This window comes from Stenotrophomonas sp. Marseille-Q4652 (assembly GCF_916618915.1).
Taxonomy (GTDB): Bacteria; Pseudomonadota; Gammaproteobacteria; order Xanthomonadales; family Xanthomonadaceae; genus Stenotrophomonas.
The window spans coordinates 591,835-603,362 of sequence record NZ_CAKAKE010000001.1 but is presented as its reverse complement, the minus strand read 5'-3'; the positions used below and the strand labels follow the sequence as shown (position 1 = coordinate 603,362).

The 11,528-nt window shown below is 65.8% G+C and carries 13 protein-coding genes, 2 tRNA genes and 1 pseudogene; 7 read left to right on the top strand and 9 right to left on the bottom strand.

The features are described from left to right. The first annotated feature begins 67 nt into the window (after positions 1 to 67). From LG380_RS02765 to LG380_RS02740, 6 genes are all read left to right on the top strand, one after another. Complete coding sequence (locus LG380_RS02765; RefSeq protein ID WP_225763500.1) at positions 68 to 1,648, top strand: cytochrome ubiquinol oxidase subunit I; 1,581 nt, start codon at positions 68 to 70, stop codon at positions 1,646 to 1,648. A gap of 14 nt (positions 1,649 to 1,662) precedes the next feature. Further along, a complete protein-coding gene (cydB, locus tag LG380_RS02760) occupies positions 1,663 to 2,808 on the top strand; it encodes a cytochrome d ubiquinol oxidase subunit II (RefSeq protein WP_225763499.1) in 1,146 nt (381 codons plus the stop codon). A 24-nt stretch (positions 2,809 to 2,832) separates the two neighbouring features. Continuing rightward, the gene (gene cydX, locus LG380_RS02755; protein ID WP_225763498.1) at positions 2,833 to 2,925 is read left to right on the top strand and encodes a cytochrome bd-I oxidase subunit CydX; all 93 of its coding nucleotides are present in this window, start codon (positions 2,833 to 2,835) and stop codon (positions 2,923 to 2,925) included. Between the two features lie 57 nt (positions 2,926 to 2,982). Beyond that, positions 2,983 to 3,059 (top strand) — tRNA-Pro (locus LG380_RS02750). Between the two features lie 157 nt (positions 3,060 to 3,216). Then, a tRNA-Pro gene (locus LG380_RS02745) sits at positions 3,217 to 3,293 on the top strand. Positions 3,294 to 3,372: 79 nt separating this feature from the next. Continuing rightward, entirely contained in the window at positions 3,373 to 4,641 is a 1,269-nt protein-coding gene (locus LG380_RS02740) for an MFS transporter (RefSeq protein ID WP_225763497.1), read from the top strand. A 79-nt stretch (positions 4,642 to 4,720) separates the two neighbouring features. Here the strand turns inward: LG380_RS02740 and LG380_RS02735 are convergent, their stop codons facing one another. The 7 genes from LG380_RS02735 to LG380_RS02705 form a co-directional block, all read right to left on the bottom strand. After that, entirely contained in the window at positions 4,721 to 5,335 is a 615-nt protein-coding gene (locus tag LG380_RS02735; RefSeq protein ID WP_225763496.1) for a hypothetical protein, read from the bottom strand. Further along, positions 5,332 to 5,502 carry a hypothetical protein gene (locus LG380_RS02730; protein ID WP_225763495.1) on the bottom strand — a complete coding sequence of 57 codons (171 nt, stop codon included), beginning with the start codon at positions 5,500 to 5,502 and terminating at the stop codon, positions 5,332 to 5,334. The genes LG380_RS02735 and LG380_RS02730 overlap by 4 nt, the downstream gene beginning before the upstream one ends. A 133-nt stretch (positions 5,503 to 5,635) precedes the next feature. Next, positions 5,636 to 5,938, bottom strand: coding sequence for a hypothetical protein (locus LG380_RS02725; RefSeq protein ID WP_225763494.1), 303 nt, complete (start codon positions 5,936 to 5,938; stop codon positions 5,636 to 5,638). A 76-nt stretch (positions 5,939 to 6,014) separates the two neighbouring features. Beyond that, positions 6,015 to 6,368 carry a hypothetical protein gene (locus tag LG380_RS02720; protein WP_225763493.1) on the bottom strand — a complete coding sequence of 118 codons (354 nt, stop codon included), beginning with the start codon at positions 6,366 to 6,368 and terminating at the stop codon, positions 6,015 to 6,017. A 106-nt stretch (positions 6,369 to 6,474) separates the two neighbouring features. Continuing rightward, entirely contained in the window at positions 6,475 to 6,861 is a 387-nt protein-coding gene (locus tag LG380_RS02715; protein ID WP_225763492.1) for a hypothetical protein, read from the bottom strand. A 12-nt stretch (positions 6,862 to 6,873) separates the two neighbouring features. Continuing rightward, the gene (locus LG380_RS02710; protein ID WP_225763491.1) at positions 6,874 to 7,242 is read right to left on the bottom strand and encodes a hypothetical protein; all 369 of its coding nucleotides are present in this window, start codon (positions 7,240 to 7,242) and stop codon (positions 6,874 to 6,876) included. A gap of 453 nt (positions 7,243 to 7,695) precedes the next feature. Further along, complete coding sequence (locus LG380_RS02705; RefSeq protein WP_225763490.1) at positions 7,696 to 10,263, bottom strand: GGDEF and EAL domain-containing protein; 2,568 nt, start codon at positions 10,261 to 10,263, stop codon at positions 7,696 to 7,698. Positions 10,264 to 10,626: 363 nt separating this feature from the next. Between LG380_RS02705 and LG380_RS02700 the strand changes: the two genes are divergently transcribed. Continuing rightward, positions 10,627 to 10,989 carry a YajD family HNH nuclease gene (locus tag LG380_RS02700; RefSeq protein ID WP_225763489.1) on the top strand — a complete coding sequence of 121 codons (363 nt, stop codon included), beginning with the start codon at positions 10,627 to 10,629 and terminating at the stop codon, positions 10,987 to 10,989. Between the two features lie 78 nt (positions 10,990 to 11,067). On the opposite strand, the pseudogene LG380_RS02695 reads toward LG380_RS02700, so the two are convergent. Together LG380_RS02695 and LG380_RS02690 are read right to left on the bottom strand one after the other, a co-directional pair. Beyond that, a pseudogene (locus LG380_RS02695) lies at positions 11,068 to 11,268 on the bottom strand (GFA family protein); the annotation flags it as partial. 22 nt (positions 11,269 to 11,290) lie between these two features. Further along, positions 11,291 to 11,473: a transposase gene (locus LG380_RS02690; protein ID WP_263973791.1), complete on the bottom strand. Its 183-nt coding sequence runs from the start codon at positions 11,471 to 11,473 to the stop codon at positions 11,291 to 11,293. Positions 11,474 to 11,528: the final 55 nt, after the last annotated feature.

Sequence of the window (11,528 nt, the reverse complement as noted above, 5' to 3'; positions counted from 1 at the left end):
CATTCAGTCCCCAAACCCACCCTGCCCCACCAAAAACGATGTACATGCCCAACGAGGTTGACAGGCCATGATCGACTCCACAGTCGTAGAACTGTCGCGGCTGCAGTTCGCGCTTACCGCGATGTACCACTTCCTATTCGTCCCGCTGACGCTGGGGCTGTCCTTCATGATCGCGATCATGGAGAGCGTCTACGTCATGACCGGCAAGCAGATCTGGCGCAAGATGACCCTGTTCTGGGGCGTGCTGTTCGGCATCAACTTCGCCATGGGCGTGGGTACCGGCATCGTGATGGAGTTCCAGTTCGGCATGAACTGGTCCTATTACAGCCATTACGTCGGCGACATCTTCGGTGCGCCGCTGGCGATCGAAGGCCTGATGGCGTTTTTCCTGGAAGCGACCTTCATCGGCCTGTTCTTCTTCGGCTGGAACCGCCTGTCCAAGGTGCAGCACCTGACAGTCACCTGGCTGATGGCGCTGGGCACCAACCTGTCGGCGCTGTGGATCCTGATCGCCAACGGCTGGATGCAGTACCCGGTCGGCGCGGTGTTCAACCCGGAAACGATGCGCATGGAGGTGGTGGACTTCGCCGCCGTGCTGTTCAACCCGGTCGCCCAGGCCAAGTTCGTGCACACCGTCTCGGCCGGCTACGTGACCGGCGCGATGTTCGTGATGTCGATCTCGGCGTTCTTCATGCTGCGCGGCAAGCACCGCGACCTGGCCCGCCGCTCGTTCGCCGTGGCCGCCGCGTTCGGCCTGCTGGCCTCGATCTCGGTCGCCGTGCTGGGTGACGAGTCCGGCTACGCCGCCGCCGAGAACCAGAAGATGAAGCTGGCCGCCATCGAGGGCATGTGGGAAACCCACCCGGCCCCGGCCTCGTTCAGCGTCTTCGCCATCCCCAGCCAGTCCGAGCGCCGCAACAACTTCGAGGTCAAGATCCCGTACGTGATGGGTCTGATCGCCACGCGTTCGCTGGACGAGGAGATCCCGGGCATCCTGGACCTGGTCGAGCAGGCCGAACAGCGCATCCGCGACGGCCAGGTGGCCTACGCCGCGCTGGAACGCATCCGCGCCGACAAGGGGGATACCGAGGCCCGTGCCGTGTTCGACCAGAACTGGCAGGACCTGGGCCATGCCCTGCTGCTCAAGCGCTACCGCGACGACATCCTCAACGCCACCGAGCAGGAGATCTCCCAGGCCGCGCTCGACACGGTGCCCACGGTCGGCCCGCTGTTCTGGACCTTCCGCATCATGGTCGCCGCCGGCTTCTACCTGATCGGCTTCTTCGCACTGGCCTTCTACTACTCGTGCAAGCACAGCTTTGAATCGAAGACCACGTTCCTGAAGGTCGCGCTGTGGTCGCTGCCGATCCCGTGGATCGCCATCGAGTGCGGCTGGTTCATCGCCGAGTATGGCCGCCAGCCGTGGGCCGTGGACGGCGTGCTGCCGACCTTCTATGCCGCCTCGGGCCTGGCCCTGTACGAGATCGCCGCCTCGCTGATCGGCTTCGTCGCGATCTACACCGTGCTGATGGTCATCGAGATCAAGCTGATGCTCAAAGCCATCGCCAAGGGCCCGGACCACGTGCTGCCGTCGCTGCAGCCGGCCGCCTCCACCCCCGCTGCCAGCCCGGCACCCGTCCAGGCCTGAGCAGGAGAGAAACCATGGACTTCATTCTTCTCGATTACCAAACGCTGCGCGTGATCTGGTGGCTGCTGCTGGGCGTGCTGCTGATCGGCTTTGCCGTGATGGACGGCTTCGACCTGGGCGTGGGCACCCTGCTGCCGTTCGTCGCCAGGACCGATGAGGAGCGCCGCCTGGTGCTCAACACCATCGGCCCGGTGTGGGAAGGCAACCAGGTGTGGCTGGTGCTGGGTGGCGGTGCGATCTTCGCCGCCTGGCCGCCGCTGTACGCAGTGAGCTTCTCCGGCTTCTACCTGGCAATGTTCCTGATCCTGTTCGCGCTGATCCTGCGCCCGGTCGGCTTCAAGTACCGCGGCAAGATGCCGTCGCAGAAATGGCGCGACAACTGGGACCGTGCGCTGTTCATCGGTGGCTTCATCCCGGCCCTGATCATGGGCGTGGCGGTGGGCAACGTGCTGCTGGGCGTCCCGTTCCAGATCGATGAAACCGCGCGTGTCAGCTACCACGGCAACCTGATCGGCCTGCTGACCCCGTTCGCCCTGCTGGCCGGCCTGGTGTCGGTAGCGATGCTGATCGCCCACGGCGCGGCGATGCTGGTGATCAAGCTCGACGGCGTCGTCGCCGAGCGCGCGGGTCGCATCGGTGCGGTCGCGGCACTGGGTACGGTGATCCTGTTCGCCCTCGCCGGCGTGTGGGTGGCCATGGGCCTGCCGGGTTACTCGGTGACGCTGGCCGCCGCGGTGGATGGTCCGTCCAACCCGCTGCTCAAGACGGTGGCCCACGAAGGTGGCTGGCTGGCCAATTACAGCCGCATGCCGGCCACCGTGCTGGCCCCGCTGGCCGGCGTGCTGGGCATGCTGCTGTCGGGCGTGTTCCTGCGTGCCCGCCAGGGCGGCAAGGCCTTCATCGCCTCGGGCGTGGGCATTGCCGGCATCATCCTGACCGTGGGCTTTGCGATCTTCCCGTTCCTGCTGCCGTCCTCGATCTCGCCGGACTCCAGCCTGACGGTGTGGGATGCCTCGTCCAGCCACCTGACGCTGTGGATCATGCTGCTGGCCACGATCGTGTTCCTGCCCATCATCCTGGCCTACACGACCTGGGTGTACCGCGTCCTCAAGGGCAAGGTCACCAGCGCCGAAATGGGCGACAACCCCAACGCCTACTGATCGGGCGACCAAGGAGAAACTGACATGTGGTATTTCGCGTGGATCCTCGGTGCAGGCCTGGCCTGCACCGCCGCCATCCTCAACGGCATGTGGTTCGAAGCCCGCGAGCAGGAGTAAGGATCGAAAATTCCTGTTGCTGAAAACGCGTCCAGCCGGTATCTTTTCCGGCTCCTTCGGGGTGTAGCTCAGTCTGGTAGAGCGCTACGTTCGGGACGTAGAGGTCGCAGGTTCGAATCCTGTCTCCCCGACCAAAAGGTCGGCAAAAAGCCTGGAAAGCACGCATGCTTTCCGGGCTTTTTCAATGAAGGGCCGGCTGTTGCCGGAAAAGCGAGGGAGCTCCGGGCCGTCGGCAGCATGTGAAAAATGCTTGCCCAATCCGGGGACGGTCGCTATCATAGGCGGCTCAATCGGGGTGTAGCTCAGTCTGGTAGAGCGCTACGTTCGGGACGTAGAGGTCGCAGGTTCGAATCCTGTCTCCCCGACCAGTTTTCAAGCTTCAAAGCAAAAGCCGGCCTAGCGCCGGCTTTTGCTTTATTGCATCCGTCTTTCGTCATGGAGCCCTTGATGCCTGTTCCTTCCATGGCCGCTTCCGCCGGCACACCCTCCCCGTTCAAGGGACGCATGCTCGCCTTCGCCGCGATCCTGCTGGCGGCATTCAACCTGCGCACCGCCGTGACCTCGCTGAGCCCGCTGCTGGACGTGCTGGGTAACGAGTTCGCCTTCGGCGCGACCATGACCGGCGTGCTCGGCATGGCACCCACCGCCGCCTTCGCTCTGTTCGGTGTCGCCACGCCCAGCCTGACCCACCGCATCGGGCTGGAACGCACCGCGCTGCTGGCGATGGCACTGGCCTGCGCCGGCCTGGCCCTGCGTGCCCTGGTCGGCGGCACCGGCGGACTGCTGGCCACCTCGCTGCTGGCGCTGGCCGGCATGGGCATTGGCAACGTGGTGCTGCCACCCCTGGTCAAGCGCTACTTCCCCAGCCGCGTCGGCACCGTCAGCACCGCCTACATCACCGTGCTGCAGCTGGGCACCATGCTGCCCGCGCTGGCCGCGGTGCCGGTAGCCGATGCCGCCGGCTGGCGTGTCTCGCTGGGCATGTGGGCCGTACTGGCCGCCGTGGCCGCTGTGGCCTGGATCGCCGTGCTGCGCGCCGGACGCCGGGCCGGCTCGCCGCTGGCCAGGGCCCCTGAAGCGGTCGTGGCGCCTGCCACCACGGCAACCCAGGCGGGCGTGACCGCCGCGCGGGGCCGGGTCTGGCGCACCCCGCTGGGCTGGGGGATGGCGGTGATGTTCGGCACCACCTCGCTGGTGACCTACGCCATGTTCACCTGGCTGCCGCTGCTGCTGGTGGATGCCGGCGCCAGCCGCGCTTTCGGCGGCAACATGGTGGCGCTGTTCTCGGCGCTGGGCCTGCTCAGCGCGCTGGTGATGCCGTCGCTGGCTACCCGCCTGCGCAACCCGTTCCCGGTGGTGCTGGCCTGCGGCCTGGCCTACTTCGCCGCGTTTGCCGGCCTGCTGTGGGCGCCGATGAAGGCACCGGTGCTGTGGGTGGTACTGCTGGGCCTTGGCCCGGGCACCTTCCCGCTCACCCTGACCCTGATCAACCTGCGCACCCGCACCCCGCAGGCCTCGGCGGCACTGTCCGGCTTCATGCAGGGCGTGGGCTACAGCCTGAGCTGCCTGGGGCCGCTGATGTTCGGCCTGCTGCACGAGTCCAGCCACGGCTGGACCCTGCCCTTCGCCTTCCTCGCCGCCTGCGTGGTGCTGACCTCGCTCAGCGCCTTGCTGGTGTGCCGCCCGCAATGGCTGGAAGACCAGTGGCAGCGCTGAGCCGCCCGTCGCCATCCAACGTGAAAGGCCACCGCAAGGTGGCCTTTTTTTGTAACCGGGTTAGGGAACAATCCCGGAATCAGAAATCCCAGCGCGCCGTCAGCGTCACCGGCACCGACAGGCGGCTGCCGGTGTCGTTGATGCTGGCCAGGCCCAGGCCACCGATGGCGCTGTCGTCGTCCTTCAGGTCGCTGCTGTAACGCAGGCCGCTGGCCAGGGTGAAGCTGAAGGTGTCGGACACCGGCATGATCACGCCCACGTCCACGCCACCGCTGGCCGACCAGCCGGACCTGTAGAACGGCGCGTTCGCGATGGTGATGCCGCCATCGGGGATCTCGAACGTGGCGCGGATCGCATCCACGCGGGTACCGCCGATGCGGGCGCCCACGAATGGACGGGCCGACCCGGGGGTACCGAAGTAACGGCGGTAGCCAATCTCGGCCGACAGCGCCTTGTAGGCGTCGAAGGTACCGTACACCGGCAGCTCGGTGGCCAGCGCCGGCACGTAGGCGCCGCCGACCATCACACGGCCCTTGCCGGCCTCGGTCCGCAGCACCTGCCCGAACACTTCGGAGCTGTCGTCCAGGCCCCACGCAAACTCCAGGCCATAGATGGTGGCCCGGTCATGGATGCGGCCGTGGTCGCGGGAACCGATGCGCAACTCGGCATCCACGCCGGCCAGGGCCGGGTTCAACGGGCCAGGTCCGGCACGGCCGCCACTGCGCCGCCATGGACATCGCCGTTGACCGGCACATCCGCGCCACCGATGAGGGACATCGAAAAGCGGCCCGCCTCCGGCCCGGCCGCATGCGCGGACGTGGCAAACAGGGCGGCAAGGGGAACAAGCATCCAGGTACGCATGGGGATCTCTCCAATCGATCAGGGCAGTTGGATCGCCTGGTTGGCGACGGCGCTGACGTTAGGGAGAAAACCGTTAGCCTTCGTACAACACGAACTTGTACAAAGACTGTACGTCCAGAACGGAAACGAAGGACTACATGAGCCAGCGGGCCAGCAGCCCAAAGCCAAACAGGGTCAAGCTGCCGACATAGAGGAACAGTACCGCCGGCGACGAAGCCAGGCGTGCATACACCTCCCGCCCGGCACCGCGGAAATGCCAGGCCGGGCGGCAGAACATCGCGGCAGCGAACATGCCCAGGCCAACTCCATTGGCGAGCATGGCCACATCTTTCCGGCCGATGGCCCAGGCCGTAGCAGCCACTGCGAATCCACCGAACAGCACCAGACGCATCCAGCGCCAGGCCCGCGGCTCGCCCATCAGTTCACGCATGTCCATGTCTTCCCCGTCCTTCGTGTGCGGCCTGCGGCCGGTTGATGTGGGTTGTGGCCCGTATACGAATCGCGCCGCCCCGCTACGTCCCTGCCGCGACCTGCGGGCACGAGGCCAGCGGGAAGGGTCCGTAGAAGGTCTCCCGCCCCGCATAACCCCCGCGCTGCACGACCCAGGCCGCGTTGGCGTCCCGGTCCAGCAGCAGCCAGTGGTTGTAACCATCGGACACCACGCCTTGGCTGGAAATCTGCACACCCATCCGATCGCGCAGATGCCCGGGCACCTGCGTCGCGATCGGCCATGGCCTGCGGACACCGGCCGGCCCCACGAGCGGGCGAAGCCGCTGCGCCATGCAGGACTCGACATCCATATCAATCACCGCGGTGTGCGCAGGAGCACTCGAAGCCACGGCCATACCCAGCAGGAGGGAGAGCATCGCGTAAGTCCTTCTGAACGAGGACGGGCAGCGCAACACCCCAGCGCGGACCGTCCATGGAGGGTAGCCCGCCCAGGGCCTGCCGGGAAACCCGTCAACGCGGCCGCTACCCCTGCCTGTCCAGCGGCTCGCCCTTGAGCACGCACACCAGCATCAACGCGAGAGCGCCGAAGAGCGTAACCGCCACGAAGGTGCCGGGATCGCGGGCGGGCGGGAAGGCCACGAGAGCCCCCGCCTGGAGCAGCAGGAACAGTGCCACCGCCAACCAGCCCTGCCACCTCACCGGTGGCCCCCAGCCGTATCCGTGGCGCCTGGCGGGGAACCAGTAATCCTTCTTGCCCATGCAGTCCTTCACTCCAGTCAGACCCTGACGCCCCCTGGCGTCATTGCCACGCTTGACCGCCAGCAATCCGGACAGCAGCCAACCGAGGCAGCCGTACCTGCGGATGCTGTGGGAGATCTTCCCGTCCTCGGCTTCCAGCGCGTCATCCATCGAGGAGTCAGCCTACGGGCACGAGGGATCCGCCGCTGGAGCGGGACTGATGTAGGTCACCCTGCCATCGCAGACCAGATACGCGAGCGACGTACTTGCCAGGCCGGCATCGGTAAACGCCGCACTGTGCAGAACCTCACCAGACGCCGAGACCAGGCGAGCCGTCGCCGATTCCTCACCGTTGGGCGCGGCCAGCTCCAGCCGGGAGCCATCATCCAGCTCCACCGCGAGACGACTTTCCGCAGGAACGTGGAGATCAAACCGCACGGGAACAGTGTCATCCCGCTGGACCACGCCCTGGAACTGGACTGACTGGGCCTTGCCCGCGGATACGTGGAACGGGCAGGCAAGAAGCAACAGCATTGGCAGGACTGCTTTCATCGCGAATCTCCTTGTTTGTCGCCTTCCATTCAAGAGCAAGCAACTGAATACAGCGCCGTCGCAAAAGCAGACTGGCTCGATTAGCCCATCAGGCTGACCAGCTTTGATCAACTGGCCCGTTCTTCACCGCGAAACTTCCCAGCTGCTCCCTTCGCCGGCAGCATACGCGGCCATCCCTGCTTTGTCGCACGTGGTGCAGCACGACCCATCCCTGTTGCCGCAACTGAATCCTGCAGAGGAATAGGTCTCGCCGCATAGAGCAGACTCCCGGAGCTCGCATTCTTGGGACGCACCCGGCTCGCCAGTCGCCGTATCTGCGCAGCGCTGATCACACGCACTTGGTCTGGCAGCCGTATTTGTCGCCGGTAAGGCGGTTGGAGATGAAACGGACGCCGGAGCTCGCTCCTGTCGGAGCATTATTGGCGGTGCACTGCGATGCAGTGCCGGAGTGCCTCAGGAGCGGGAGTCCAGCCAGCCTGCGAGCTGTTCCGGCGCCATCGGCCTGGCGAAGAAGTAACCCTGCACCACTGCGTAACCCTGCTCCTGCAGGATGTTCTTCTGCGTTTCGGTGTCCACGCCTTCGGCCACCACCGTCAGGCCGAGGCTTGTGCCGATCTCCAGGATCGCCTCACTGAGCGCGCGCGCGGTGGGCTCGTTCTCGAGGTCGGCCACGAAACTCTGGTCGAGCTTGAGCTCGGTAATGGGCAGCCGCCGCAGATAGCTCAGGCTGGAATAGCCCGTACCGAAGTCATCCATCGACAGGCGCACACCCTGGGCATGCAGCCGGTCGATGGTCTGCAGGGTCGTGGCATTGCTGTCGAGCAGGATGCTCTCGGTGAGCTCAACCACCAGGTCCGATGCCTGCAGGCCATGGCACACCAGCGTCTGCGCGACGATGGCGGGCAGCTGCAGGTTGTGGAAGTTGGACGCGGACAGGTTGACCGCCACTGCTGGTACTTCCAGCCCTTCCCTGCGCCACTGCACCAGCTGGCGGCAGGCCTGGTCCAGCGCCCAGCGACCCATCGCGCCCATCAGGCCGCACTCCTCGGCCAGCGGGATGAAGCGGCCCGGCGAGATGGGACCCAGGGTCGGATGATTCCAGCGGGCAAGTGCCTCGAGCCCGTGCAGGCGACCGGTGGCCAGCTCGATCTGCGGCTGGTAATGCAACTGCAGGGCGCCGCCCTGCAGGGCTTCGCGCAGCGCCTTTTCAAGGGCCAGGCGTTCCTCGGCGGCGCGGCTCAATTCATGGCTGAAGAAGCCCGCGCGCCCTGCACCACCGGCCTTGGCCTGCTGCAGCGCCATCTCCGCGCGGTGCAGCAGGCTGGTCATGGCGGTACCGTCTTCCGGAAACATCGCCACGCCCAGGCTGACACTCAGGTCTACTTCCTCCTGGGCCAGTCGCAGCGGCCGCATCAGATGGGCCTGCCATCGTTCGATGAGCGCGTTGACCTCTTCTTCCGGACGCAGCGGCACCGCCACGATGAACTCATCACCGGGCAGGCGTCCGGCCACGCCGCCCTGGCGGGCGCACTCGCGGATACGCGCCGCCACCTCGCGCAGCAGCGCGTCGCCCATGGCGTGGCCCATGGAGTCGTTGATGTGCTTGAAGCGGTCCAGGTCCAGGTACAGCACGATCACGCGCTGCCCGCTCTGCTGCGCCGTGTCGAGCAACTGTGCCACCTGGGTTTCCAGCAGGCTGCGGTTGGGCAGACCGGTAAGCGCATCGTAGAAGGCCAGCTCCTGGATGCGCTCGCGCGCGATCTCGCGCTCCATCGCCAGCGCACACAGGTCGGTGCAGGCCTGCACCAGTTGCTGGTGGAAGCTGGACGCCACGAACGGGCCGTTCTCGCGGTAGTAGAAGGCAAAGGTGCCGAGCACCTTGCCGTCCTTCTGCAGGATCGGCGTGGACCAGCAGACGTTGTAGCCCAGCGGCAGGATCAGGTCCTTGTACTCGGCCCACAACGGGTCGGTGGAGATGTCGGTAACCAGGACCGGCGCCTTGCGCCAGGCCGCGGTACCGCACGATCCGACCTGCGGGCCGATCGCCACGCCATCGAGCAGTGAGGAATAGCTGAAGGGCAGGCTCGGGCTGGCCATCGGATGCAGCAGCCCCTGCTCGTCCACCTGCAGGATGGAGGCAGAGACCTCCGGCGCAACGCGCTCCACTTCCTCGCACACCACCTCCAGCACCTGCATCAGCGGCAGGTCGCGGGACATGGCCTGCAGCGCACGGTGGTGCAGGACTTCATGGACCTTGGTCTTGGTGATGTCCAGCAGCACCGACACCGTGTAGGCCCACTTGCCCTGCGCATCCATGACCGGGTTGCACAGGATCTTGCCCCAGTAGCGGCGACCTTCCTTGCCGGTCACCACCTCTTCCATCTTCGCGGCGCGTCCCTGGCGCAGGTCGGTACGCACGCGCTCGAACAGCGCGATCGGCGTCTGCTGTGCGAGCAGTTCCAGCATCTTCCGGTCCTGGATCTCGCCCAGGGACCAGCCGAACATGCGCTGGAAACCGCCATTGCAATACACCACCCGCGAATGCGAGTCGGTGATGACGATCGCCGCATCGGTGGTGTCGGCCACCAGCAGGCGCCAGAGGTGGTCCTGCCGCGCCAGTTCGATGCGCTTGCTGTGGGTGACGTCGGTAGCCACCATCATGATGTGGGTAACGCAGCCCTGCCTGTCGCGCACCGGGGCGTACAGCGCCTCCAGCCAGCAATGCGTGCCGTCGCTGCATACGCGTTCGACCACGCCGGAGAACTCGTGCCCGGTGCACAGGGACTCCCACAGCGTTTCGTAGCCCGGGCTGTTCACCAATTCAGACGGACACAGCTGGGCATGCTGCAACGAAGCCAGTTGTCCTGCCTGCAGGTGCAGCAGCTCCTGGAATCGGTCGTTGGCGAAAATCAGCTGCCCGTCGAGGCTGAACTCCGCCAGCGCCATGGCCTTGTCAAACGCGCTCCACCGGTTCTCCAGCTGCGTACCAGCTTCTGAGGGATTGACGGCGGAAAACGGCATGCAAGCGCTCCAGACGGACGACGATCGGAAGACTCAACCACGTGAACCCTGGGACACCGAAGCCTGCATTGACAGGGACCCAGGAGTATATGCCGCAAACATTCCTGCCCGAAAAGCCCGGCTTCCATGCCCATACCCGGCATGACTCCGCCACTTTGTTCCATTGCAATCAGTTTCCCGGCTACGGATGACGCATATCGCCGGGTTACCCCCGTATACCCCAACCGGAGTGAGTGCCGTGGCAGCAGCGCTCACGCCATGGCCGACTTCAATCGATCAGCCGGAGACACGAGAAGACACCCGGGCCGCACCTGTCGTCGTGATCGGGGAGAATGGCGCATCGCCTCCAATCAGCCAGCCGCCATGTGCCCCCCCTCCTCCAGCAAGCTTGACCAGATCGTCGCCAAGGCCCGGCGCGAGGCCGAGGCCCGCGGGCATGGCTACCGCGAGCGCGCGTTGAAGATGTATCCGTGGGTCTGCGGCCGCTGCGCGCGCGAGTTCACCCGCGCCAACCTGCACGAACTCACCGTGCACCATCGCAACCACAACCACGACGACAACCCGGCCGACGGCAGCAACTGGGAGCTGCTGTGCCTGTACTGCCACGACAACGAACACTCGCGCTACGGCGATTACACCGGCGTGGCCGCCAGTGACGCGGAGGAAAAGGTCGCCGCGGCCACCGCCAACCCGTTTGCCGGGCTGAAGGACCTGCTCAAGCGTTGAGCGTCGTCGCAGCGCCGGGCACGGTTCGCGCAGAAAAAACGCAGCCAAGTGAGCCGCTGATTTTCGGCCCGGATTTCGTCACGCTCCACCCCGGTCTGCCGGATGGTTGACCCCGTCGTTCACGGGTACGTCCGCGATGGCGAACGGGTTGATCCCCTCCAGGCAGCCGACATTGAACCCGTACATTTCCGGATTGGATCGCTGCCGGTGGTGGGTGTAGATGCCACAGGTGCCGCAGAAGTAATGCTTCGCTGTCCCGGTATTGAACTGGTTGACCTGCCCCCAGTAGCCGTACCACCCATTACTGGTGGAGCCCGGGGTTGAAGGGTACTGCGGTGGGATGGGTTTGGGTTCGGTGGTTGGCAGCAAACTGGGCCGGCGGGATGCGTCCGCAGCTGCTGTGTGGTCGCACCTGGTTGTAGTCGCGGCGCCACTCGGCGATGACGCTGCTCGTGCGGGTGCCCAGTTGCTGCGCTCGCGTCAGATACCATTCGCCAACCCGGAGTGGCCCGGGCCGAGATGACGGACGGGCTCAAGCG